21 protein-coding genes are annotated in these 25,715 nt (G+C 52.4%); 8 read left to right on the top strand and 13 right to left on the bottom strand.

Going from position 1 to position 25,715, the window contains the following annotated elements:
• The first annotated feature begins 11 nt into the window (after positions 1-11).
• The 4 genes from ACZ52Z_RS14960 to ACZ52Z_RS14945 all read left to right on the top strand — a co-directional run bounded on the left by ACZ52Z_RS14960 (position 12) and on the right by ACZ52Z_RS14945 (position 7,571).
• Complete coding sequence (locus ACZ52Z_RS14960) at positions 12-1,478, top strand: dihydrolipoyl dehydrogenase family protein (RefSeq protein ID WP_464267575.1); 1,467 nt, start codon at positions 12-14, stop codon at positions 1,476-1,478.
• A gap of 151 nt (positions 1,479-1,629) precedes the next feature.
• On the top strand, positions 1,630-3,105 hold the full coding sequence (locus tag ACZ52Z_RS14955; RefSeq protein ID WP_464267574.1) for a DegQ family serine endoprotease: 1,476 nt from the start codon (positions 1,630-1,632) through the stop codon (positions 3,103-3,105).
• Positions 3,106-3,227: 122 nt separating this feature from the next.
• Positions 3,228-5,975, top strand: coding sequence for an aconitate hydratase AcnA (gene acnA, locus ACZ52Z_RS14950; RefSeq protein WP_464267573.1), 2,748 nt, complete (start codon positions 3,228-3,230; stop codon positions 5,973-5,975).
• Positions 5,976-6,044: 69 nt separating this feature from the next.
• On the top strand, positions 6,045-7,571 hold the full coding sequence (locus tag ACZ52Z_RS14945) for a B12-binding domain-containing radical SAM protein (protein WP_464267572.1): 1,527 nt from the start codon (positions 6,045-6,047) through the stop codon (positions 7,569-7,571).
• A gap of 650 nt (positions 7,572-8,221) precedes the next feature.
• Here ACZ52Z_RS14945 and ACZ52Z_RS14940 read toward each other — a convergent pair.
• Positions 8,222-8,800 (bottom strand): outer membrane beta-barrel protein, encoded by a 579-nt coding sequence (locus ACZ52Z_RS14940; RefSeq protein ID WP_464267571.1) that lies wholly within the window; start codon positions 8,798-8,800, stop codon positions 8,222-8,224.
• 226 nt (positions 8,801-9,026) lie between these two features.
• On the opposite strand from ACZ52Z_RS14940, the gene ACZ52Z_RS14935 reads away from it, so the two are divergent.
• Positions 9,027-9,764, top strand: a complete 738-nt coding sequence (locus tag ACZ52Z_RS14935; protein WP_464267570.1) for a response regulator — start codon at positions 9,027-9,029, stop codon at positions 9,762-9,764.
• 26 nt (positions 9,765-9,790) lie between these two features.
• Entirely contained in the window at positions 9,791-11,053 is a 1,263-nt protein-coding gene (locus tag ACZ52Z_RS14930) for an ATP-binding protein (RefSeq protein ID WP_464267569.1), read from the top strand.
• A 376-nt stretch (positions 11,054-11,429) separates the two neighbouring features.
• Here the strand turns inward: ACZ52Z_RS14930 and ACZ52Z_RS14925 are convergent, their stop codons facing one another.
• The 5 genes from ACZ52Z_RS14925 to ACZ52Z_RS14905 form a co-directional block, all read right to left on the bottom strand.
• Complete coding sequence (locus tag ACZ52Z_RS14925; protein WP_464267568.1) at positions 11,430-12,854, bottom strand: GGDEF domain-containing protein; 1,425 nt, start codon at positions 12,852-12,854, stop codon at positions 11,430-11,432.
• A gap of 286 nt (positions 12,855-13,140) precedes the next feature.
• On the bottom strand, positions 13,141-14,898 hold the full coding sequence (locus tag ACZ52Z_RS14920) for a chloride channel protein (protein ID WP_464267567.1): 1,758 nt from the start codon (positions 14,896-14,898) through the stop codon (positions 13,141-13,143).
• Positions 14,899-15,380: 482 nt separating this feature from the next.
• Positions 15,381-15,512 (bottom strand): carboxymuconolactone decarboxylase family protein, encoded by a 132-nt coding sequence (locus tag ACZ52Z_RS14915; protein WP_464267566.1) that lies wholly within the window; start codon positions 15,510-15,512, stop codon positions 15,381-15,383.
• The gene (locus tag ACZ52Z_RS14910) at positions 15,493-15,657 is read right to left on the bottom strand and encodes a hypothetical protein (protein WP_464270835.1); all 165 of its coding nucleotides are present in this window, start codon (positions 15,655-15,657) and stop codon (positions 15,493-15,495) included. The genes ACZ52Z_RS14915 and ACZ52Z_RS14910 overlap by 20 nt, the downstream gene beginning before the upstream one ends.
• Positions 15,658-16,005: 348 nt before the next feature.
• Complete coding sequence (locus ACZ52Z_RS14905; protein WP_464267565.1) at positions 16,006-16,875, bottom strand: AraC family transcriptional regulator; 870 nt, start codon at positions 16,873-16,875, stop codon at positions 16,006-16,008.
• A gap of 196 nt (positions 16,876-17,071) precedes the next feature.
• Between ACZ52Z_RS14905 and ACZ52Z_RS14900 the strand changes: the two genes are divergently transcribed.
• Positions 17,072-18,244 (top strand): iron-containing alcohol dehydrogenase, encoded by a 1,173-nt coding sequence (locus ACZ52Z_RS14900; protein WP_464267564.1) that lies wholly within the window; start codon positions 17,072-17,074, stop codon positions 18,242-18,244.
• A gap of 417 nt (positions 18,245-18,661) precedes the next feature.
• On the opposite strand, the gene ACZ52Z_RS14895 is transcribed toward ACZ52Z_RS14900, so the two are convergent.
• A complete protein-coding gene (locus ACZ52Z_RS14895; RefSeq protein ID WP_464267563.1) occupies positions 18,662-19,420 on the bottom strand; it encodes a tRNA threonylcarbamoyladenosine dehydratase in 759 nt (252 codons plus the stop codon).
• Positions 19,380-20,246 (bottom strand): TatD family hydrolase, encoded by an 867-nt coding sequence (locus ACZ52Z_RS14890; RefSeq protein WP_464267562.1) that lies wholly within the window; start codon positions 20,244-20,246, stop codon positions 19,380-19,382. The genes ACZ52Z_RS14895 and ACZ52Z_RS14890 overlap by 41 nt, the downstream gene beginning before the upstream one ends.
• A 280-nt stretch (positions 20,247-20,526) precedes the next feature.
• Here ACZ52Z_RS14890 and ACZ52Z_RS14885 point away from each other — a divergent pair, with 280 nt between their 5' ends.
• Complete coding sequence (locus ACZ52Z_RS14885; protein WP_464267561.1) at positions 20,527-20,796, top strand: hypothetical protein; 270 nt, start codon at positions 20,527-20,529, stop codon at positions 20,794-20,796.
• Positions 20,797-20,857: 61 nt separating this feature from the next.
• Here ACZ52Z_RS14885 and ACZ52Z_RS14880 read toward each other — a convergent pair whose 3' ends face one another.
• From ACZ52Z_RS14880 to ACZ52Z_RS14860, 5 genes are all read right to left on the bottom strand, one after another.
• Positions 20,858-21,856, bottom strand: coding sequence for an arsenic resistance protein (locus ACZ52Z_RS14880; RefSeq protein ID WP_464267560.1), 999 nt, complete (start codon positions 21,854-21,856; stop codon positions 20,858-20,860).
• A 356-nt stretch (positions 21,857-22,212) separates the two neighbouring features.
• The gene (gene modC, locus ACZ52Z_RS14875; protein ID WP_464267559.1) at positions 22,213-23,268 is read right to left on the bottom strand and encodes a molybdenum ABC transporter ATP-binding protein; all 1,056 of its coding nucleotides are present in this window, start codon (positions 23,266-23,268) and stop codon (positions 22,213-22,215) included.
• Between the two features lie 2 nt (positions 23,269-23,270).
• Entirely contained in the window at positions 23,271-23,951 is a 681-nt protein-coding gene (modB, locus tag ACZ52Z_RS14870; protein ID WP_464267558.1) for a molybdate ABC transporter permease subunit, read from the bottom strand.
• A 34-nt stretch (positions 23,952-23,985) separates the two neighbouring features.
• Entirely contained in the window at positions 23,986-24,741 is a 756-nt protein-coding gene (gene modA, locus ACZ52Z_RS14865; RefSeq protein ID WP_464267557.1) for a molybdate ABC transporter substrate-binding protein, read from the bottom strand.
• Between the two features lie 147 nt (positions 24,742-24,888).
• Positions 24,889-25,689, bottom strand: a complete 801-nt coding sequence (locus tag ACZ52Z_RS14860; RefSeq protein ID WP_464267556.1) for a TOBE domain-containing protein — start codon at positions 25,687-25,689, stop codon at positions 24,889-24,891.
• Positions 25,690-25,715 lie beyond the last annotated feature (26 nt).

Here is a 25,715-nt window from a genome sequence, read left to right as displayed (position 1 = left end):
GAGAACGCACCATGCATACATATGATTTTGACATAGGCATCATCGGCGGCGGCGCGGCAGGACTGACTGTTGCCGCCGGTGCGGCACAACTGGGCGCACGCACCCTGCTGATTGAACGGGAACCACAACTGGGAGGCGATTGTCTCCATTACGGATGTGTACCAAGCAAGACCCTGATAAAATCAGCCCATGTGTATCATACTATCCGTAACAGCCGCAGCTTCGGCCTGCCCGAAGCTGCGGTCGGTCCGGTAGATTTTCGTGATATCGCCGCACGAATCCAACAGGTTATCAGCACTATTCAAGTCCATGATTCAGTGGAACGTTTCTGTCGCCTTGGAGCCCAGGTTGCCTTCGGCCGCCCACGATTCATTGACGAACATTCCGTTGACCTGGATGGCACAAGGCACTCGGCCAAATTCTGGGTCTTAGCCACCGGATCAGAACCGGCGCCACCCACGGTGGAAGCGCTACGTGGTATTGAGTATCTCACGAATAAGGATATTTTTTCCCTCGATAGCCTGCCCCACTCCATGCTTGTTCTGGGTGCAGGGCCTGTAGCCGTAGAAATGGCGCAGGCCTTTTGCCGGCTGGGCACCAAGGTCACCATTGTCCAGCGGTCACAACAGATCCTCAGCAAAGAGGATAAAGACATGGCTGATACAGTCATGGAGGCCCTGGTACAGGAAGGGGTAACCGTCCACCTCAACGCCACGGTAGTCAAGGCCGAGCAGGGCGACCACCACACGCAGTTGGTCATTGAACAGGAGGGAGGGCGGACCACCCTGGTGGCGGACACCGTTCTCTTGGCCCAGGGGCGTTCCCCCAACGTCCACGATTTGGGATTGGATCATATTGGTTTGGAATATACGGATAAAGGCCTGGTGGTTGATGAACGAATGCGCACCAGCCACCGGCATATTTTCGGTGCCGGTGATGTGACAGGTCGATTTCCATTCACTCACGCCGCCGGATACGAGGGCGGTATTGTTGTTTCCAATGCGCTTTTTCGTCTCCCCCGTAAATCCGACTACACCTGGATGCCGTGGTGCACCTATTGCGACCCTGAGCTGGCTTCCCTGGGAATGAACGAAAAAAGAGCGCGTGCCGCCGGAATCGAGTACACCGTGTGGACAGAAGAGTTTTCCACTAATGATCGAGCCCAGGCTGAAGGGGAGACTACCGGTCGCCTGAAACTGCTCCTTAATGCCAGAGAAAAACCCATCGGCGTCCAGATTGTCGGCCCCCGCGCAGGCGACCTCCTGGGCGAATGGGTGGCCATTGTCGGCGGCGGTGTAAAACTCTCCAGTCTAGCCGGGATGGTTCACCCCTATCCCACCCTGGGAGAAATCAACAAGCGGGTGGCTGGTTCCTATATTTCCCCGAAAATTTTTTCCAGTACCGTGAAGAAGGGCTTACAGTTTTTCTTTCAGCTCAAAGGTCCTCCCAGCGACCCCTGCTCCCGGTTAAGGAAGTAACCTCTCTTCTTGACGAACCGGGAAGCACGTATAATTATATTCAGTGGATTTTAAACGCCTGTTGCCAACGTTTTGAATTCATCCGAGGGAGGACACTGATCGAATTGTCATCCCTCCTGAAACAATCATGTACCTTAAGGAGAAGTTTTTCATGCAAGCATATCGATATGCCACAAGGAAAGCCTTTTGCACATCCTTGATCCTCTGCTTCCTGGCCCTGCTGGTGACCAGTACCCATGCCTGGGCCCAGGACGAAGCCGACATTGCCTTACTTGATCGCTCCGCCAAGGCCTTTGCTTCGGTGGTAAAAAAAGCAAGCCCGGCAGTGGTCCATGTGTCGGTGGAAAAATCCGTCAACAGCCGCCGGGGAACGCATCCCAGCCCCTACGATTTTTTTAACGATCCGTTTTTCGAGCGTTTTTTCGGCCCGCAATTCAAATCACCGCGTAATCAGCGAAAACAGCCGCGTCAGTACCGGCAACAGGGTGCCGGTTCCGGATTTATCTTTGCCGATGACGGCTACATCCTCACTAACAACCATGTGGTGGAAGATGCCGACACCATCACCGTTCGCCTGGATGATAAGCGGGAATTCAAGGCCGAGGTTATCGGCACCGACCCCCAGTCTGATGTGGCCATAATCAAGATTGACGGTTCCAATCTTCCCACTCTGCCGCTTGGCAACTCTGAGCAGTTGGAAGTTGGTGAATGGGTGATCGCTATCGGCAGCCCCTTTGAGCTCAACCAAACGGTAACCGTCGGTGTGGTCAGCGCCAAGGGACGCAACCGGATGGGCATCACGGATTATGAAAATTTCATCCAAACCGATGCCGCCATCAACCCCGGCAACTCAGGCGGGCCGCTGCTGAATATTCATGGAGAAGTGATAGGGATCAATACCGCCATTTTCTCCCGCAGCGGTGGATACATGGGTATCGGCTTCGCCATTCCCATCAATATGGCAAAATCCATCAAACAGCAGCTGCTTGATCAAGGTAAAGTAACCCGGGGCTGGTTAGGGGTGATGATCCAGGATGTGAACGAAGACCTGGCCAAATCCTTTGACCTTGACGCCACCAGCGGAGTACTGATCGCCGAAGTCACCGATGACTCGCCAGCGGAAAAAGCCGGGCTGGAACAGGGAGACGTTCTGGTCACCCTTGATGGAGCCCCGCTTGTCGATGTGGCTGACTTGCGCAATAAAATTGCCATGACCCCTCCCGACTCCAAGGTGCGGCTGAAAGTAATCAGGGATGGCAAAGAAAAGACAATCACCGTCACTATTGGTGAACAGCCGGCGGATATGACGAGTATGCACCGGTCCTCGGACAGTCAGGAAACCCCGCTGCAGGAGTTCGGACTCTCCCTCCAGGATCTGACTCCCGAAGTGGCTGAACAGTTCGGTTACACCAAGGACCAGGGCGTCCTCATTGCTGATGTGGAACAGGGAAGCCCGGCCGCCCGAGTCGGCCTGCAGCCCGGTCAACTCATCGAGGAGGTCAACAGACAGCGGGTACGGACCCTTGAAGAGCTGCAGCAGGCGTTGGCTTCGGCAAGTAGCCAACAGGTACTGCTGCGTGTTCGAGCAGGCAAGGCCAGCCAGTATGTTGTTTTACGCAACGAATAGTTCTCTCTATGCTCAAGCCGGTGTCCCTGACACCGGCTTTCTTGATATAGGCATATTTCTTCCTTCAGGCACCGACATATCGCTCGCCGTCACTTCCGCCAGACGGCCATGCAGGAGATCATATGACGCAACAGGTTGATTTATCACAATTTGACGCTCGACAGCAATTCACCTCCCAGGGGAAGACCTACACCCATTATGCGGTACAGGCCCTCAGTAACCTGGAATTCGGCCCCCCTGCCAGGTACCCCTACTCAATCCGCATCCTGCTGGAAAACCTCCTTCGCTACGCTCACCAAGGCACGGCTACCGGTGACCAGCTGCTTGCCATGGCCTCATGGCGCCCTGACGCCCTTCCCGCTATCGGCGTCCCCTTCATGCCGAGCCGGGTGGTCCTCCAGGACTTCACCGGGGTGCCCGCCCTGGTTGACCTGGCTGCACTGCGTTCGGCGGTGGCCCGCAATGGCGGCGATCCTTCGGTCATGAACCCTTTTATTCCGGTGGACCTGGTCATTGACCACTCCATCCAGGTAGACAGGTACGGTACATCGGATGCATTTGCCTTCAACGTGAACAAGGAGATGGAACGCAACCGTGAGCGGTATGTCATGCTCCGCTGGGGTCAAAAGGCCTTTGATAATTTTCGAGTGGTCCCTCCGGGAACCGGCATTGTCCATCAGGTCAACCTGGAATACCTGGCCACAGTGGCCTGCTCGGCAGCCGAAAACGGAGAAGCGTATGTCTACCCTGACAGCGTCCTCGGAACCGATTCCCATACCACCATGATCAACGGCATCGGGGTCATGGGATGGGGTGTTGGCGGAATAGAGGCGGAAGCTGTCCTGCTCGGCCAACCGTATACTCTGCAGATACCCGAGGTTATCGGTATGCGCCTGAGCGGTTCGCTGCCTCCGGGAACAACTGCTACCGACCTGGTTCTGACCATCACCCAGTTCCTCCGGAAACAGGGCGTGGTCGGGCGGTTTGTTGAATTTTTCGGCCCAGGGCTTGAGAGCCTCAGTCTTCCGGACCGTGCTACCATTGCCAACATGGCTCCGGAGTATGGGGCGACCATGGGCTTTTTTCCGGTGGACAAAGAAACTCTCCGCTACCTGCTTGGCAGCGGCAGAAAACCTGAGCTGGTCCAGTTGGTGGAAGACTATTATCGGGCGGCTGACCTGATGTATACCATCGATGCGCCTGAACCGGAGTACACCACCGTATACGACCTTGTACTGGACACGGTTGTCCCCTCCTTATCCGGTCCGCGCCGTCCCCAGGATCTCCTCCCCATCACCGAGGTGAGCCGCGATTTCTCACTCCAGTTTTCCCAGCATCTCGATACCGATCAGTCAGCAATCGAAGCCAGCAATATGGATGGCTGCCCCACCTGCAACACTACTCCGGTAGAGGGCAACCTGCCCGATACCAGCTGCTCAGCGCTCACCAATGGATCGGTGGTGATCGCCGCCATTACCAGCTGCACCAACACCTCTAATCCAGATGTGATGATCGGCGCCGGTTTGCTCGCCCGCAAGGCAGTTGAACGAGGCCTTCGCTGCAAGCCTTGGGTCAAGACAAGCCTTGCTCCGGGTTCCAAGGTTGTGACCCGTTACCTGGAACAGAGTGAGCTTATGGCCCCCCTGGAGGCCCTTGGTTTTCATCTGGTGGGCTATGGCTGCACCACCTGTATCGGAAACAGCGGACCGCTGGATAAAAAGGTGGCTGATACCATCCGGGACAAAAAGCTTGTCACCGCGGCGGTCCTGAGCGGTAACCGCAACTTTGAGGCGAGGATTCACCCGCAGATTCAGGCAAATTACCTGGGATCCCCCCTGATGGTGATCGCCTATGCCCTGGCAGGAACAGTACTCACCGACTTGACATCCGACCCTCTGGGAACAGACAGCTCCGGCAAGCCGGTATACCTGCGGGATATCTGGCCGACCAGGGAGGAAATTCGGCAAACCGTCCAAGAGGCGGTGTCCCCTGCTCTGTTTACAGCAAGCTATGCCACGGTCTTTGATGGAGATGCCCGGTGGGATCAGCTCGCCGGCGATGGAGACGAGTCCAGCCTCTTTCCCTGGGACCCGGAGTCCGGCTATATCCGGGAACCGCCCTTTTTCCAGGAGATCAGCAGCGAACTCCCCCCGCTCCACAATATCAATCGAGCAAGAATACTGGCCATCTTCGGCGATACCATCACCACGGATCATATCTCGCCGGCTGGAGCCATTCCTGCCGACAGTCCGGCAGGCACGTATCTGCAGAGCCTGGGTATCGCTCCTGAGGATTTCAACTCCTTTGGTTCGCGACGCGGCAATCACGAGGTTATGATTCGTGGTACATTCGGCAATATCCGCATCCGTAACACCATGGTGGAGCGGGAGGGCGGATATACCCGGCTGATGCCCGAAGGCCTGGAGGTGCCTATCTATGACGCTGCCATGCACTATCAGGCAAACGGCACCCCTCTTGTGGTTTTCGGCGGCAATGATTACGGTACCGGCAGTTCCAGGGATTGGGCTGCCAAGGGCACCATGCTGCTGGGCGTCAAGGCGGTGATTGTTTCCTCCTTTGAACGCATCCACCGCTCCAACCTGGTCGGCATGGGGGTCCTGCCCCTGCAATTTGAACCGGGCACCGATGCGGTCAGCCTGCACCTTACAGGCGCAGAGGAGGTCTCCATTCTCGGTCTGGAAGAAGAACTCATCCCCAACGGCACCCTTCAATTGGAGCTGATCCGGCCTGATGGAACGACACACACGGTTCCGGTCATCCTTCGTCTGGATAACCGAATGGAGATCGATTACTTCCACAACGGTGGTATCCTGCACAAGGTATTGCGCCAGATACTGGCCAACGGCTGATCAGGCTAATCGGGGTCGACAGCATGGCACCCTGCCCTTTATCGACCCCAATTCACGGTTGCTGAACTGATGCCACCAATCGTTTTAACCACGCTCAATGCCCGTTATATCCATGCCTCTATCGGGCTTCGTTCGCTCTATGCCAACCTGCATGAATTGCAGACTTCGACAACCCTCATCGAGTTCACCATCGCCGATCGCCTCACGGATGTGGCTGAGCAGCTGCTTCTCCTCCAGCCGCGCATTATCGGCATAGGCACTTATATCTGGAATGCGGCCCAGGTCGAGCAGCTGGTACGCCTGCTTCGCACGCTCTCCCCTGATACCATTATCGTTCTCGGCGGTCCGGAGGTCAGCCATCCTCCCTATCGGATCAACCTGGAACAGGCCGATTATGTGGTTGAAGGGGAAGGAGAGCGCAGTTTCCTTATGCTGTGCAGGACAGTGCTTGGCGGAGGAACAGCACCGCCAAAGCATATCTCCTGCCAACCGGCAGACCCAGACACTCTCTGCCTGCCCTATGCTCATTATACGGATGCGGACATCGCCCAACGCACTATCTACGTCGAAGCTTCCCGTGGATGCCCCTACAGGTGCGAATTTTGTCTTTCCTCCATTGATCGTCAGGTCCGTTATTTTCCCCTTGAACCTTTTCTCAATGCCCTGGATGATCTCTGGCAGCGTGGTGCCCGGAACATCAAATTCATTGACCGGACCTTTAATCTCGACATCAACCGGGTGGTGCGCATCCTCGACTTTTTTCTCGCTCGACAGCCCCCGTACCTGGTCCACTTCGAAGTGGTTCCCGACCATTTCCCGCCAGTCCTGAAAAAAGCCCTCAGCCGGTTTTCCCCCGGCACCCTGCAGCTCGAGGTTGGCATCCAGACCCTTGATCCGACGGTTGCTGCCACCATCTATCGCCGCCTGGATATGAAGCGGATCCAGGAAAATCTCCATTTCCTCGAGCACGAGACCAGTGCGCACCTCCACTTGGACCTGATCGCCGGTTTGCCCGGCGAATCATTGACAGGCTTTGGCGACAACCTCAACACCCTGGTCTCAATGACCTCCGGTGAAATTCAGCTGGGAGTGCTGAAAAAATTATCCGGCACCACCATCGATCGTCACGATCAGGCGTACTCCATGTGCTACTCGCCCTTCCCTCCTTACGAACTGCTGGCCAACGCCAGCATCCCCTTTGCGGATATGCAGGCATTCAAACGATTTGCCCGCTACTGGGATCTGCTCTTCAACAGCGGCAACTTCCAGCAGAGTGTTCAACTCCTCTGGCTCGACACGGATACCTATTCAGGTTTTGCCGCCTTTTCCTCCTGGCTCTATGATGCTACCCGGGCAACCTGGCAGATATCGCTCCAGCGTCTGGCTGAGTACCTGTTTCGCTTTCTGGTGGAAAAAAAACAGCAGGCCCCGAGCACGGTTGCCGACACCATTGCCGGTGACCTTCTCAAGGTTCAGGGGCGGCGTCTGCCGTCGAACATTAGGGAACACACCTCTCTTCACCTGCACAAAGGCCAGCAACAGATCCTCGCAGGCCCCGGAAAAAGGCAACGCAAGCACCTGCGGTTGGACAAATAATATCCATTTACTGATCGACCCTTGTACCACTGAAATGTGCCCGATTTATTGCTTCCAGACTTTTTTTGGTCTTCAGTTTGAAAGCGCAAAGCCTACCCAGCATTGCAACCTCAACCAAGCTCGAATAGAATGGAGATGATCAGATAACATTCTAAATGAGAGACCTATCACCTGTATGGCGGCATTCCCGGCAATCTTACCAATGGCTGTTGAATATTATCCGGAATTCCCCGTCAATAACGTTTTTCGTTGGGCAAGGCAGGAGCCAGGCAGCCGGAGTAAACCACCACAAGTGGTTTGCAATGCAGATCCTGCGAAATAATCCGTTGCCCCGAAGGAAGAACTTTTTGATTGAAAACGAAAAACAGACTGTTCGCTGTACTCTTCAACTTTAACACATGATATCAACTGTTTACCTTTTTAATCAAAAAGTTCATGTGAAATTCGGTTTGCCACTGCATGAATGAATAGCTGACAGCCTTTCAGAGTAAAAAAGGCTGCTTCTTATCTTTTCTCAAGCAGCAACAGCGCAAGAGAAACAGGTAGGCGAGTTTTCGGGGCCTTCAACATCTCTTTACAGGGGGGTGCGCTAGAGTCAAGCTATGCCTGACCTCCTAATACACTCTGACACCGAAGTATTTTCGTCACTATTAAAACGACCATAAAAAACTCATGCCGCATGTGAGATAATTGAGGTTTAAGTCTTTGTTTGTTCCTTCTATCGTCAAATCTCTCGGTAAGTAATGGTAGCGGATGTCTGCCTTGATCCCCAGGTTGTCATGTACATGATAAATGAACCCCGCACCGATTTCCCCACCGAACCCGTGGCCTGTGTCTTCAATCTTGTCATCAGAATATTCCAACTCAATGTGATTGAACACCCCACCAACGCTGATAAGGTAACTCAAACTGGTTCCTGCAATGGGATGCACGAACTGCAGGCCGAAACGGTACCCAGTCTCCTCAATATCCAGCGATTCAAGACCATGCTCACTTTCTGTTGGGAAATGCTGCCATCCCCATCCCGCATAAAGGCCGACATGCTCTGTAAGACAGTAAGCGACTGTTGCCTCTAGGCCAATGCCCTGATGTATATTGAGATTACCCATATCCTCAAGGGGAAAAGCAGTACCAACACGCATTTCCAGATTCCATGTATTGGCGGCATGGGTTGTGCCACAAGTGATTACCAGCGCGACCAATGCAACCACAAATCCATTTAATTTCATACTATTAACCTCATTTGTGTGTGTTATTCTATTCAATGCAATGCTACAAAGAGAAGCGAGCTCACTCGCAATCTCTGAGGCGCGATGGTAACTCACCTTAGGCGGTGAAACTGTTTGGCATTTGTTTTTTTTTGTTACAAACTGTTGCAATGGAGCCAGAACGCTTTTTTCTTTTCAAAAAAAGGTATCATGAAGTGATAAGGTACCAGTCTCACAAGGTAATTACATGGAGCCCAAAACTCGCATATTGCTGGTCGAGGACGATAAGTATCTGGCTGGACTGATGGCGGAGTACCTGCAGGGTCATGATTTCGAAGTGCTTATTGAGGCTCGCGGAGATGCCGCGCCCGAGAGGGTGCTTTTAGAAAAGCCAGACTTGCTGCTCCTGGACCTGATGCTGCCCGGCAAAGATGGCCTTAGTGTGTGCCAATGTGTGCGGCCAACCTATTCGGGTCCCATTTTGATCCTGACCGCCCGCGAAGATGACATGGATCAGGTGGCAGGCCTGGAAATGGGCGCTGATGATTATGTCAAAAAACCAATCGAGCCGAGGGTATTATTGGCCCGAATTCGCGCTTTGCTCAGGCGGTTCAATCATGCGCCCAAAAGTGATATTAGCAGCCAGAATGCCAACTCTGCAGAAAAACATATTTTCGGCGACCTCACAATCTGCACCGCCTCTCATACGGTTACCCTTCGCGGCAAGGAGGTCAAGCTTGGGACCTCTGAGTTTGACCTGCTCCTTCTCCTCGCAAAAAATTCCGGGGTTGTGCTTGACCGTCACCAAATTTCCCGCGAATTACGGGGCATCCCCTATGACGGACTTGACCGTTTTGTCGACGTAAACATACTGCGGTTAAGGAAAAAGCTTGAAATTGACCCATCCCGGCCAAAACGTATAAAGATTATATGGCGTCAGGGCTACCTTTTTATCGGTGATGCATGGCAGGACATTACGCCATGAGAAGGCTCTTTTTTAATTATTACCTATTGGTCATCGTTATTGTTCTGCTGGCTCGGTTTGTTGCCATACCAATGGTCGAATTATTGGCCGCTGCTCCATTTAGAAAAGATTTTATCACATATTATCAGGAACTAACCAAAGGATCCTATTTCTTAGTATCTAGCCACCTGGGCCAATACCCCAAGAATGAATGGACCATTCGGCTGACTGAACTCGAGTCACAATTTGGCTATCCACTAGAAATTGTTCCCCTGGAATCGTTTTCCGCCACCTCGGAAGAATATCAAGAGTTACGGAAAGGAAAAATTCTCGTAGGGAACCGCTATGATCAGTTCTGGCGACGCATCGGTCAATCAGACCAGGTACTGGTCATGGGTCCTTTTCCCTCTCCCGGTGTTGGACGATCAGCTGACATTTTGGTTTGGGGTACAGTACTACTTTTGGTCAGCTGTGTGGTTTTTTTCTGGACTGTTCCCTTCTGGCGTCAGATCAAAAAAATTAATCGTAGCACCGCAGATTTCGGGGAAGGCGATCTGACTGCACGCGTCAGTGTTCCGCGCCGTTCTCCTTTAGCCCCACTGGCAGATACCTTCAATCGGATGGCCGATCAAATTCAATACTTGATCACTTCACATAAGTCTTTGACCAACGCGGTCTCCCATGAGTTACGCACGCCTCTTTTCCGCATGCGCCTTGGTATGGAGATGCTGACAAAGGCAGAGGACGAAAGCGAAAAAAAACGATTTACTCAAGGAATATATAGAGACCTCGGCGAGATGGATACGCTGGTGAGTGAACTACTCACCTTTGCCAGATTCGACACCGGCACGATTGAACTCCAAGCGGAGGATATTGAACTGACCACCTGGCTCGAACAAAAAATAACCGAACTTGCAGGCGAGATCGAGGCAGAACTCTGGCTGAATGAAAGGTCAAACCACGCACAGGAAACACTTTGCGCCGACCCCGCATTACTGTACCGGGCTTTGGGTAACCTTGTACGCAACGCCGCAAAATATGGTCATGGCCAAGTCATGGTAACAGCGCAGTGGAACAAAACGGAGGTAGCTATTCACGTTGATGATGATGGACCTGGAATAGCGCCTGAGGATCGCGAGCAGGTATTTGAGGTCTTTACCCGTCTTGATGCAAGCCGGAGCCGGGACCTGGGAGGATACGGCCTTGGGCTGTCCATCGTCAAACAGATAATGACTCTACACCGGGGATCGGTCAACGTTAGCGAATCATCATTGGGCGGCAGCCGTTTTACGCTCTTGTTTAAGAAATAGCGAAAAAAGGGCGCGGAATCTCGGAACAAATGGTTGGGAGACATACCTCATTCTGCTCCCCAAGCTCGGTGAAGCGCTCATCCCTTTGTTTTATCGGTGTTGAAATGCCAGTCTACCGTTTAATATGAATAAGACTACACCTGAGCAATGAACGCTGTCCTGTGGACCCCAAACCCCATCGTTCAACAAACACCTCCCATCCCGTCAGCAATGCGGTCCTCGTCGCTCATGCGTTAACCGCAGCCGATGAATGTTGTTGGGCCATGCGGAGATACGAGTAGGCGAAGCAGAGCCCATGCAACTTCTCCTGACTCTGATTCCTGCTCCCTTGTTGCTTGAGGGAAGGTGTACAGCTGATATCTCTTCAATCCCGGTCTCACCCATCGTGGCGAGGTTCGTACCGTACCATCCTGTTTCGCCCACGGCGCTTAGCCTGGTAAAGTGCCTGGTCAACACCATCAATCATTTCCCTGGCCTCTAGTTGCTGATTATCAGCCAGGTTAAAGGAGGCAAATCCGCCGCTAACCGTTATGGAAACCGCACCTTGTCTGGTTTCAATGGTTATCTGTTCCAAGCCTGATCGCAGACGCTCGGCATATATAGCCACAGCCTCTCCGTCAGTCTCAGGTAGGACACCAAGAAACTCCTCCCCGCCATAACGGACCCAGAAATCATTGTGCCTTGAAATCGTCGTGCAGTAGTTGCCTATCTCTTGGATGACTTCATCACCGACAGAATGTCCATACGTGTCGTTTACCTTTTTGAAGTGATCAATGTCAAACATCACCACAGCAAGGGAATGTCCATATCGCCTGGAACGGGCAACTTCACTGGCAAAATAATCGTTGAGCGCTCTTCTGTTGTATAGCCCGGTCAGCAAATCTCTTCTGGAAAGATCACGCATCCGCTGTTCTTCAAGCAGAGATCGCACAACAGGCCGGGTGATAATAATGCTGAGTACAACAATGACGATGGATATGACAACGAGCACCGAGAGTAATGCAGCAAATTGCCCATGGATAGGAGCGCTAAAAATTTTTTCATTCACAATGGAATAGAGTTCAAGATCGAAATGAGGAAGGTCAACCTGACTGATGATAAACGAACCGTTCGCTTCTTTTTTCACCAGAAAGTTTTTCAGCGCATCGAGCGAAGTCGAAGCACGGAGCGAGGCCGGCCAGTAGAGTATCTCTCCTGCGGCCGAGGCAAGCGCATAGACAGTCATTGGACCGGCATGTTCGTTGATGACATCTCGCACACTCCAATCGCTCATCATCAACACATCGATCCCAACCATCCCATAATCCTGATCGAGAATGGCCGAACAATACAAAAATGTCTGCCCCTGGACATCAATAGCCAATGGAACAACCGGTTGATCCGTGGACACATCCCGCTGCACGCAGCTCTGAACAACTGAAGTGGAAATTTGCTCACCAACATGAAACAGAAAATTTCCAGACGAGTCATACCGAGCAATGCCGAGCATCTCCTCATTGGCATGGATTGCATCGGCTAATTTTGCTGTACTGAAAAGCAACAGTTCATCTTTCGATATCTGCTTTTCTAGATAGGCAATCTGCTTTTTTCGAATGGCTGTTCTACTGGCAGTTTGCATCGCAAGTTGCAAATGCCGCTCAACGACCGCATTAAACGTCCAGCCGACTCGATCCAGGTCAAATACGATGCGTTCTTTATGGATATCGAACAAATGGGTGGCAAGTGGCTTGAATCCAAAAAAATAATAGACCAAAAACAAGCAGACCATTGCCCCTGTGAACAACATGTAAATACGCGCCATTGGTCGCGGCATCTTCTCAACATTGCGGAACATCGATACCCTACTTGCTGGAGGCATAGCCATTCATCGTAAACAGGTCACTTGGTCAAACCCGCAGCAGTGACAACCTGTTGATTCTTCCTTCTCCTTCCACGTACGGTTTGCTCTCTCAAGAGCAGGCAATGTGCAACACGCAGGCTCTACACTGCTCATGATGCCTGGAGAGGGGACATCAAGGAAGCATGTTCATGGAATGCTTTCCTACAGATCAAGCCTCTTTCTTGGTCCAGCTCTTCGTGATGAACAGTCACTTCGGTAAATTGCAAATCCACCTGGCCGAGGGCTTGACCTGTTGGCTTAAGATATACTGATCATAAGTGTTCAGCAGATCGCCTTCTTTCAGGTAGCCGACCACCCTCTCCGGCGCATCCCGTGCAACCACTGGCAGAAAGGAAAAACTTTTACTGGAAAAGATGTGAAAGGCATCCTCAAGGTTTTGTTCCTCGCTGACCGTCACCACCTTTTTACTCATCAGATCAGCGGCAACCATACATTCCTGTTCCGGACTGTCAGCAAGAAGCACGGCACGGACATCCCGGAGACTGAGTACTCCTGCCAACCGGTCTTCAGCGTCCAGAACAACAAAATGGGGAAAGGAACTGGTTAAAACCAGATCCATCAGATCCTGTAGTGGCATATCGGCTCGAATCGTCTCAAATTCCCTGATCATGGTATCACTGATTCTGATGGCGCGCAGGCGATTGACATCATGACCGCGAACAATCCGGATTCCCCTGTTCAGCAAGGAGGTTTCATAGATGGAATAGCCATGCAGCAGACGGACCACGATAATTGCCGGTATACAGGCTGTCATCAACGGGAGAACAACTTCATAATTATAGGTAAGTTCAAAAATGGTCATGATTGCGGTAATCGGGGCCAGGGTTGTTCCGGCCACCACAGCTCCCATGCCTACCAAGGCAAAATGGCTCGGTGAAAGCGACCCATGGGGCAGAACAAAGGACGCCAGGTGCCCGAATAGAGAGCCAAGCATCGCTCCCTGGAAAAGTGAAGGTGCAAATATTCCACCACTCATGCCGGAGCCGACACAGACCGCAGTACAGATCATTTTGGCCGGAAGAAAAATCAACACGGCGGACAACAGGAGGGACCCATCCAAGGACCGGAGCATGGTTGCATTGCCCAGACCAAGGGCTTCCGGAACCAGTAGACCGATGCATCCTGCGATAAAACCGCCGATGCACGGCGTCAACCACAGAGGAACGCGCAGTTTTTCCCACACTTGGCTGGTCTTGGAGATAGCCCAAAGAAACAGCAGGCTGATAAAACCGGCTGCTATACCAAGACCGAAGTAGAAAACAAGCTCAACCGGATGATCCATAGAAAAGAAAGGGATCTCAAAGAGTGTTTCCCTGTCCCAGAAAAACCTGGAAACAACGGTGCCGGTAACCGCGGCAATAACAATGGAGGAAAGAGAACCCACCTCCAGATCGAACAAGAGAATTTCTACGGCAAACATCGTTCCGGCAATGGGTGCCTGAAAAATAGAGGCAATCCCTGCTGCCGCCCCGCAGGCTAAAGCCAGCTTCCGCTGTTCTGGCCCCATACCGAAAAGCTGAGTTATCGATGAACCGATGGAGGCCCCGATCTGCACGGTCGGACCTTCCCGGCCGATGGAATTGCCTGCGGCAATAAAGGCCGACGTGACCAGACTTTTCAGGACGGTTATGCGATGACGGATAATACCATCGTGCTGGTTAATTGCCACCATTACTTCCGGCACGCCGGTACCCCGTGCTTCGGGTGCGACATACATGAGCAACGGGCCCAGGAAAAGTCCAGCTCCGGCGGGAATACCCACTCTCAGCCACCACGGTGCACTGGTGTACTGGTGGAGAAAATCACCACCGGCTGGCCACAACAGGCCTTGTTCCCACCCAATCAACCAGCGAAAAGCCACTGCAGCAAAGCCGGCCAGGGCGCCAATGGTGACCGCAATCAGCAGTGGAAGCAGCATATGGTTAAAAGAGTGCTTCAAGATCATCCTCTCTGTTTCATTTCAGGCACCGGCTGTTTCCTCTGTTTAGACCACTCTCCTTGCAGCTCTTGAGCAGTCAGTCGAGTATTCCACATACCATATAACAGAGACTGCCTGCCGAACAACCTCTGCAATGCCTGGAGTTCATCACGTTTTCCTGGTCAACGGTGATGATGAGGGGCGCTGTATGCAGTGTATCCGATTTTCAGGGTTCTGCTCCACCTATTATTCTTCCTACACTACAGTTCGGTTATCGCAGGTCTGCAGGGTTCACGCTGCTGATGCGCTCACCCTTCCGATCCTTTGGCTGAGGTGATTTCCTCAACACCCCGAAACAGCCAGGAAACCAGGTATCCCACCATGAGCAGCTATACAAAATCTATGGTAACGCCGAGCTGCTGTGCTCCTCTGGATGAATAGCATGTTATTTTCTTCACAACTCGCTCAAGCCATTGAAAAGAGTCTCGACAGCCTCTCAATCCAAGGAACTATGCTTCAAGAACTGGCGCCTCTTTTGAAAATTTCGAATGCATGCTGGAACAGTATTGACAATCATTAAACAACGAGACCGTCAGTTGAACCACGTGCTGTTCTCTTTGATCAAGATACGCGTTTTTCATTATCGCTTCTGTTTTGTATAAACAAGTGGTGCAGCAGGCCTTTTCGCCATTTCATGGAGCAAGTTGGGCACCAATCCAAAATCTTTTTTATTTCATCTCGTGTCTGATCAGGTGTTACCATGCCTTGGTTGTTTGCGGATTCCATACGTTCCTCTTTGGTGTTTATTCGCACAAAGCCGCTCTCCCTTCCAGATGGCAGAATAGCTCTATACATATGCCCTTCACGGGCACAATCCCTTAACTCTGAGCGTGGAAACTAATCAAACAAACCGCACATATCAGCCTACCAGTAGGTAGCCGGCAATATTTTTTCAACACCCACTCATCGTATGCTGAGGTAAGCTCAAGGAGATGCGCCATGCATATAATGGAAATTAATGGAACCCCAGGTTAAACGGCAATACCGCACAACTTCCTGATGATGTCCTCGCATGTTGTTGATACAGTCTATTAAAGATTGATCCTCAAAATTCTCGTATATGTTTACATATGTTCACATTTTTACATACTCACTTGGACTGCTTCCATAATATCGCTTGAATTCACGACTAAACTGGGTTGGGCTTTCATAGCCGACCTCTATTGCCGCCTCATTCACCCTGAGCCGTCTATCAATCATTAGCTCTCGTGCCCTGGTGAGTCGCATTTTCTTTATATACTGGATTGGAGAGGTTGCCGTAACGTCGTTGAACGCACGATGAAATGCGGAAGGGCTCATGTTGACCAGAGAGGAAAGCTCATCCACGTCCATGGTCTGGGTGAAATTAGCGTGGATATGTTTAAGCGCTTTATCGATCCTGGAGAGGTTCGTGTTCTTTACGGTCAAGGCGTGGAGAATGTCGCTGTTCTCCTGCTGGAGAACTCTGAGTAACAGTTCCTTTATGATACCTTCTCCGAGGAGGCCGCTTTCAAGCGGTGATTGCAGTAACGTGACCAACCTGAAAAGAACGTCCTCAATCGTGTCACTCATTTCACCCAAGAAAAGTCCTCCCTGAACCGATTCAGATTTTGGGGCGGGACGATCACCATACTCATCCATCATGTGTACGATCTGATTCAAAAAGAGCGTGTCGATATCGACGCCAATAGCAAGCAGCGGTTTGTCTTTTTCTGCAAATGTTTCACATTCGGCAGGAATAGGCACACTCAACACCAGGTAATTCTGCGGATTATACTCGTAGATGGCATCTCCCAGGTAGACCCTTTTCGAACCTTGAACAACAAAAATGATCTTTTGTTCGTGGAAAAGAGGTTCCCTTCCTCTTGCTTCACTGGCTTTAAATACAATAACCCCGTCCAGTTCCGTGTCATTGTATCCTTCTTTGCGAGCCAATTTCTCAACTACTTTAACAATACGTCGCACTGCAGACCTCTTTCAATGTGTGGGTGATTTATCCACTCTCTATCACACATCCAGTAAAAGCAAGGTATGGAAAGTAGAAATAGGCAGATAGTTGCAAGGATTGTGTATTCTCTTTTCCAATTTCCGCACTACAGTAAACAGTACGCAGAGACACCTGTGAGGAATGAACGAACAACCAAACATAAGGACGAACATAATGCTTAATTTTGAATTTTATAATCCCACCAAAATCGTATTCGGAAAGGATCAACTCCAACAGCTGGATAGTCTGGTGCCGGGCAAAGCAAAAGTGCTTATCACCTATGGTGGCGGCAGCGTGCAGAGGAGTGGGCTTTTGGATACGGTGAAAAAAGAACTTGGTAAATCTTCTCGTGAAATTCTTGAATTTGGGGGAATTACAGCTAATCCGCAATTCGCCACCCTCATGGGAGCAGTGGAAATCGTACGCAGGGAAAAGGTTGATTTCCTCCTGGCTGTGGGCGGAGGTTCGGTCATGGACGGAACCAAGTTCATCGCAGTGGCTTCGGTGGCCGATGAGTATGCTGGCAAGGAGAGGGAGCTGATGAATTTCGGTTTCAATCCGGTACCAGTTGAAGGAGCCATTCCCCTCGGTACCGTAATGACACTTCCTGCAACAGGATCGGAAATGAACAATGGTGCCGTGATCAGTGACGGGGAAGATAAATTGCCGGTATTCAGCCTCAACGCGTTTCCCCAGTTTTCGATCCTTGATCCAACCCTCACGTTCACCCTCCCGGCAACCCAGGTTGCAAACGGTGTAGTGGACACCTTCATTCACACGGTGGAACAGTACATCACCTTTCCGGTAGATGCCCGCTTCCAGGACAGAACCGCAGAAGGTATTCTGCAAACACTGATAGAAGTAGGTAAACAGACTGTTGAAAACCCCGAAGATTACCATGCCAGGGCCAATCTGGTCTGGTGCGCTACCATGGCGTTAAACGGTCTGATCGGTGCCGGCGTTCCCCAAGACTGGAACACACATATGATTGGGCATGAAATAACCGCCCTCTTTGGTGTGGATCACGCTAAGACACTGGCCGTTGTCCAGCCCGCGGTCTGGAAAGTCCGTAAGGAACAGAAAAAGGAAAAACTGTTGCAATATGCAGAGCGTGTCTGGGGGATAAGAGAAGGGAGCGACGATGAAAAGATCGATGCGGCTATTGCCAAAACAGAAGAGTTCTTCCATAGCCTATCCATTCCCACTCGTTTAGCTGACTATGATATCAAAGAACATGACATCGACAAAATTGTCGCATCTCTTGAAAAACATGGAATGGTCAAGCTTTCCGAACACGGTGATGTTACTCCGAAAATATCACGTCAGATACTGGTGAAAGCGCTGTAGTTTTCTTTGTCATTCAGCCTGAATACGGAGATACTGGAACTGGTTCAGGCTTTGGTAAAGGGGCAGCCCCGCTACTTGCCGGAAAACGTCATGGGGTCATTACGGCGGTCCACATCGCAGAAAACCGCTCTCGTGGTGGCTATACTGCATCGGCAGGTGCAAGCCGGCTTACCACTTTATCCAAGTGGACGAGTCGGTGTATATACGGTGGCTGCGCTGGTTACTGGTGGTCATGGCAGTTGTTCTTCTCCTGCAGTCTGTTCTTCCTTTTGTCAGGGAGTTTGCGTTTCAATAACCATTTAATTTTTTCATGGAAAGAAACCCATGCTCTCTGCAACGAAGGGCTGAGCATAGGCTTTTCGTGCACAATCCAGGCCGGTCGGTTCACGAAGCCTGTCACCGGCCACGGATTGCATGCTACGATCGTGCTGGAAGATTGATCAGGTGAAGAATGGCCTCGTTGGCCAGGGTCAGACCAAAAATGCCGGTCAGGGTGGGGAGACTGCCCAGCACCACCCGCGGACGGCCACGATGCTCATAGCCGTTGGCAGCAGACGTGCCGATTTCCCGGGTAGGATCACCATAGGAAAAAGTGACCTGCTCTGTAGAGTAGACACATCGAACTCCCTGCTCGATCCCTATACGTCGCAATCGCTTGCGCACTCTTTTGGCCAGGGGACAGCCACGGGTTTCACTGATGTCTCCCACATGGACCTGACCGGGATCTGTGCGCAGGGCAGCCCCCATGGAGGAGAGCAAAGGAATTCCTCGTTCACGGACTGCGGCAATCAGCTGGATTTTTGGATTTAGGCTGTCGATAGCGTCCACCACCAGATCGGGTGCCGGGGTGAGGATATCGTCCATTGTGTGCTCATCGGCAAAAACCACCTGGGAATCCACCCGACAGGAAGGGTTGATACCGCGCACCCGATCTGCGGCGACTGCAGCTTTTGGCCGCTGCAGCGTCGACTCCAGAGCCAGGATCTGTCGGTTGATGTTACTGGGTTGAATCGTGTCAAAATCATACAGACGCAGGTTGCCCACCCCTGCCCTGGCCAGCCCTTCGACCACATAGCCGCCAACGGCACCAAGTCCGATCACGGTAACCACTGCGCTCTGGAGACGCCCAAACCCTTCATCGCCCAGCAGCTGCCGCGTCCGTAAAAACCTTTCCATTGTTCCAGACAACGCTTTTCACCACGCTGATATCTATATTTTTTAATTGTGCCGCCTCAGTGTAGAGATCAGCAACGTCCATGGGTTCACTTGATCGCGCTGCGCATCCCTGGTCATGCGCTCCTGTTGCCCTGTTCGGGGCATCGGTTTCCAGCAGTATACGCTCTAATGGTACCTGTTGGAAAACCCTGCGCAGCTTTTCCTGCCCAGGCTGCTGCAGCCCGGTGGAAAACGAAACATAGGCCCCCAGACGCATCAGGCGCTCCATGACCTCCATGGAACCGACAAAGGAATGGAGCATCAGCGGCGGTGCATCCTGTTTTTTATACCTTGGCTCAAGCACAGAGAAGAGGTTGTCCCAGCTCTTTACGCAATGGATGACCAGCGGACGCCTGAATTCCAGGGCCAGTTCAACCTGGAGGGTGAAAACGTTGATTTGCTGTTCAACCCCAACCCGGCATTTTTTATCCAATCCAACCTCACCTACACCGCAGCTGTTGTGTGCCAGTAACTCCTGCAAACGTTCACCCCAACCAGCGCTCACCATCTCGGCAAACCAGGGATGTACCCCAATAAAGGGCACTACCCCTGACACTCGCTGCTGCACCTCCAGTACTGCAAACCAGTCCTCCTCGTGGGTTGCATTGCAGAAAAGCCGTATTACTCCCCGCTTGGCGGCCCTGGCGGCAACCGATGCCAGCTGATCGCTCAAACGACGATCCTGCAGATGGAGGTGGGCATCAACATACCCAGGTTCCTGATGTTCTTCAACCGGCTGCACGATCTCCTCCCTAGCCATCTCACAGTTCCACCGGCTGTTGCCCATGGTTTTCACCGACAGGGTAATCGCCCGGCCTGTTCCCTATAAGTAATAAACAAGAGAACCAATCCGTCAATGGGATGTGGGGTTGCGTAGAGGGAGGGTCCGCGCGAAATCCCGTGGGCATCATGGAAACGCGGCGGTGCAAAGAAAGGCAGCGGAGCTACTGGGAAAAGAAAGGAGCAAGCGCAGCTCCGCCAGGGATGCAGAAACTGATGGACAAAAGCCGACAACCAACTACAATGCGCCCTTGAGCGTGTCTCTTTCTCCTCAAGGAGCCTAGTATATGTTCGCAGACTACCAGGAAGTGTTGTTTATCTGTATTGTGCTCGTTACCGTTACCCTGGTCCTGCCTTGGGTGCAGAGCCAGTATGCTTTTCGCAGGGATGCCCGCAGGATCATCGCCTTTATACGGGAGTCCAAATATGCTTTTCGCTCCACTGGGGCCATCGCCTCAGGCACAGGCATAGAGGAAAATCGGGTGCGGGATATCTGTACCCAGGAGAGACATATCGTCCAGAACAAAAAGAACCCTGATTCCTGGCGTATCCTGTAAAGATCCTGCCCTGCCCTGTCCAGCCTCGTATTCCCTCTCCTTCCAGTAGAGCCTTACCTGATCAGCTCACCTTTGCCTGCTGAGGGGCAGCCATCGGTCCAAAGAAGTAATCAGTAAATCGTACGTACCAAGCCGCAGACTGCACCTGGATAATATAGGCCAGGGCAATGACCAGGGCTGCGTCCGCGCCAGCTTCACCAAAGGCATTGATTGCTATGGCCAGGGCGATTGAGAGGTTTCTCATCACCGTGCCGTAGACCAGGGCGATACCATCCCCACGATTGAACAATCCCCGTCCGGCAAGGGTGGAAAGGGTGAAATTAAAGAGGTAGAGCAGCAGTAAGGGGATAAAAATCATCGCCAGCTGACCGGGATCGGCAAGGATGGTTTTCGCCTTCAGTGCCATAGCGACAAAGACGATGCCCAGGACCCCGATGGTTGACAGGGCAGGAAAGCGAGGAGCAATGCGTGCCTTGAACACATCCATGCCATAATTTTTCATTAAATACTGTCTGGTTACGAACCCCAGGGCCATGGGCAGGAAAACAATGACCACGATCTGCTGCATTACCCGGGCAAAATCCACCTCTACCGTTGCGCCAAGCAACCAGTTGACATACAACGGTGTTGCCATGGAACCAATGGTGAGCCCGAGCACGGTCATGTTGATGGCAGCGCCCATGTTTCCTTTGGCAAACCCTGTCCAGGAAATAGTCATGCCGCTGGTGGGCAGCAGTGAGGCCAACAGGAGGCCGAGGGCCATATACGGCTGGTCGGCAAAAAACAGCCTGCCCAGACCGTAGGCGACAAAGGGAATAATGGCAAAATTAATCAACATGGCGCTTCCCTGTATTTTGGGCTGCAATCCCTGCTTGAGATGCTTGATGTTCAGGGTGACCATCATGGGGTATACCATGAGAAAGGTCAAAGGGATGATCAGCAGCTTCAGCCGAATTACCCCGGACCGGTCCACCAGGGAGCCAAAAACCACCCCGGCCACCATTAAAGTCGGAATGGCATACACCAGGTTCTTATTCAAGCGCATCAGTATGTTCCACATGGTATCCTCCTGAAGTGCAAAGCATGGTCTCATGCTGGTTGCATTAAGTGACGACACCCTTCTTTTTCAAAATTTGCGCCAAAAACTAAAAAATCGTGACCGCTTGAAAATATTATTTTTTTCCTCCGTGAACCTGTAGGGCAGTGTTCCTTCACCTACGGTAACATGCTGGTAACGTTACAGCAGGTAACGTTTTTCTCCACCTGGTTGCGGATCAAGCCGACATCACACGCGGTACGGAGTCCACGATGCATCGGCTGGGTTATCTATCCGCCGGCAGACGATTCTTTTTCCTCTTCCCTCTCTCTATGTGCTGGAAGATGGGCAACCAGCCCTTTCCCGAAATACTCAACCTGTCAGTAGAGCTGCTCAATAGCAGAGGCTTTAATCACGGCAACCACCTCCGCGCCGGGTCTGATACCGAGCTCCTCGACCGATTGAGGTACAATCTCCGCGATTAAACGATTCCCCTGACAATCGAGTTCCACTCCTACCAGCCACTCCGTCTGATAGGTCCCTCGAACCGTGCAGGAGAGCATATTTCTGGCGCTGGCAGCCTCGGGATGCTGCTTAAACAACAGGATATCGCGTCCATTGAGAGAGAATCTCCCCCCTCGGGGGTTGCGAGTTTTTACCAGCATGAGGTCAAGGGTGCCCCAGCGGTAACTGAGCAGGTCACCCAGATCTCTGGGCTCCTCAAGCTGCAGCAGGTTTGTGTATCCTCTCCCGCCTGAACCGAGGGTCGAGCGGGCCAATTGTTCACTGGAGAGCTGCCGGTCTATCACGCCCTGTTCCATAACCAGGACCTCTTCGGTCATCATCCGCATCTCCTGGAGGCTATGACTGATAAAGAGCATAGGTATGGAAAATTCCTGAAATACCCGTGAGAGGTGAGGCATGATCTGGTATTTCAAGCGCCCGTCTAAACCGGTTAGCGGCTCATCCATCAAGATCAGCTCCGGACAGGCAAGAATAGTCCTGCCAAGGGCAACCCGTTGTTTCTCCCCTCCCGATAGTTTGGATATCCGGCGGTCAAGCAATCGTTCCAGCTGGAGGACTGCTATCAACTGCTCGGGATCAATCTTACGTTCATTAACGGCTCTTCTGTTTCGCCCGTACAGGAGATTTTTCTCCACACTCATATGAGGAAAGAGGTGACCCTGCTGGAAGACCACACCGATCTTTCGTTTCTCCGGCGGCAGGTTAATGTTTTTGTCACTGTCAAACAGGTGTTTTCCATTGAGCCTGATATACCCGCTGTCAGGAGCAAGCAGACCGGAAAGCATATTCATCAGGGTCGACTTGCCACTGCCCGATGGTCCAAAAACCCCACACTTTGAGCAGGTGAGGGAAAACTTCACCCAGCTGTCGAACCCGGGAAACCGCTTACACAGATCAACTTCAAGCAGCATGGTTACCTCCTGGATATTGCACGGCCGGAGGCCTCGCTGACCAGCAGCACCGCAAAGGAGAGCCCGATGGAGACCATACACAGATTCAGGGCCATTGCATCTCCTCCCGGTGTACTCGTATACTGGTAGATGGCCAGCGGAATGGTCTGGGTGACTCCCGGAATATTGCCGGCAAGGATGATGGTGGCTCCGAATTCTCCCAAGCTGCGCGCAAACATCAGGGTCATACCGGCAAGGGTCGCCCTGTACGTCAGGGGAATGGTAATGCTGAACAGGGTGTCCCACCAACCGGCGCCAAGGGTTCTTGACGCCTGCATATATCGCTGATCGATACTCTCCATGCCGATGCGGATGGATCGTACCAGTAACGGGAAGCCGACTACGGCGGACGCAATGATTGCCCCCTTGAGGGTGAAGATCACCTGCACACCGAGCCGGTCGAGCAATGCGCCAAAAATACCGTTTTTACCCAAGGCAAGCAACAGCAGGTAGCCGATAACCACCGGTGGCAGTACCAGGGGCAGGTTGATCACGCCCTCTATCAAGCTCTTCCCCCGTATGGAGCTGAAGGCGAGCAGGTAGGCTGCGGCATACCCCAGCGGCACGGCAATAATGGTTGCGCTGGCGGCCACCTGCAGGGAAAGGCGGATAGCGGTCATGTCGTCTGGAGTGAGAGAAATCATGGTCACCTCGCTTTCATTCACCAATCATTTGCCGTTACCTTGCCGGCTCAAAGCCGTATTTTTCGAGAATATTCATGGCCTTTTCACTTACCATGAAGCGATACAGCGTTGCAGCCTCCGGCTTCTCGGCACCGCTGACGGTCAGGGCGAGGGGATAGGACACCCTGCTGTAGTGCGAGGCGGGGACAGTAAATCGAATGGTTGCCTTGCGGGCGAGTAATGCATCTGTCCGGTAGACAAACGCTCCGTCCACCTCTCCTCGATCGGCATACAACAGTGCCTGCCGTACATCTTTGGCCATAACCAGTTTGCGGGCTTGTTGAAGATGCCTATAAATACCGGCATGTTCCATCGCCTGTTTGGCATACTGACCGGCCGGTACGCTTTGCGGGGCACCGATACCGATCTTTTCCAGTTCAGCCAACTCCTCTATCGAGGCAATTGTCGTCGCCGGTCCGCCAACAAAAACCAGGGTATTGAAGGCAAAGATTCTTTCCGTTGAGTCTGCTATCATTTTTCTTTCTGCCAAAAACCGCATCCATTTCGGGTTGGCCGATATGTAGAGATCGGCCGGGGCACCCTGGTCTATCTGCTTGGCAAGTGCACCGGAGGAGGCAAAATTGGGCAGAATAGTCGTTTTCGGGTGCTCCTGCCTGTACACTGTAATCACCTCCTTGAGCGCATCGGTCATGCTTGCCGCCACAGCCAGGTACAGGGTCTCAGACCGACCAGCCGTACACCACTGGCACCACAGCAGTGCTGCCAGCACCAGTATCTTGCCTGTATTCATTTGTTTTCCTCCTTATCGTAAAAGTTATATGGTTTTCATTGTTCGCTGATCCCGCCGCTGCAGCACAGCGACCAGCAGTGTAAAACGCACCATTTCGACATGGTGCCAACCGTATGCTCCAAAACCGCCACGGATGCAGGGACCGTCTCACCCAAGGGCCAACAGTACATCGGAGGCCTTGATAACGGCGGAGACCTGATCGCCCTCCTGCAGCCCGAGATGGGTGACACTGGCGGAGGTGACAATAGCGGTGACAGTACTCCCCCCCGACAATTCAAGGGTGACTTCGTCGTTTACGGTTCCGGAAAGGAGGGCTGTGATCGTACCGGTAAGTATGTTACGGGCCGAAATATGTTGCGGGTTGATGTGCGTTGCCAAAAGGACACAGGAAGCCTTGACGATGGCCATCACCGCTTTTCCCGGCGCAAGATCCAACCGCCTGACCGAAGTGTCGGTTATGGTGGCGCGGATACCATCACCACCTCCCAGCTGAACGGTCACCACACTATTCACCGCTCCCTGTTCGATACTTTCCACCTGTCCACCCCATACATTACGTGCACTGAGCTGCATCTCCAGCCTCCGGAGGGTTGTTATGGCACTGAGCGCCTCTTCCGGTCCTTTGGAGCAAGTTGTTACAAATTGATGTAACTTCTGCTCCAGCATTTCAACCTGGCGAAGCAATTGACGCCCTTCAGCCGTGAGGACCGTTCCCCCGCCGCCGCTGCCGCCAGTCTGCTTCTCCACTAATGGGTAGGGAACGAGATTGTTCAGCTGATCCAGTTTTCTCCACGCTGACTTGTAGCTGATACCCTTTGCCTTGGCTGCACTGTTAATGGAGCCGGTCACCTCAAGCATTCGCAGCAGATCAATGGCAGCAGAGGAGGTGCTTTCCCATCCCATTATCCGCTGAAGAGCTTTTACCGATTCAACAGCCTTTCCTGTCACGATCCCTGCCTCCTAACTGTATCCAT

Source organism: Desulfogranum aggregans (genome assembly GCF_055398265.1).
This window is presented reverse-complemented; position numbering and strand designations above follow the sequence as displayed.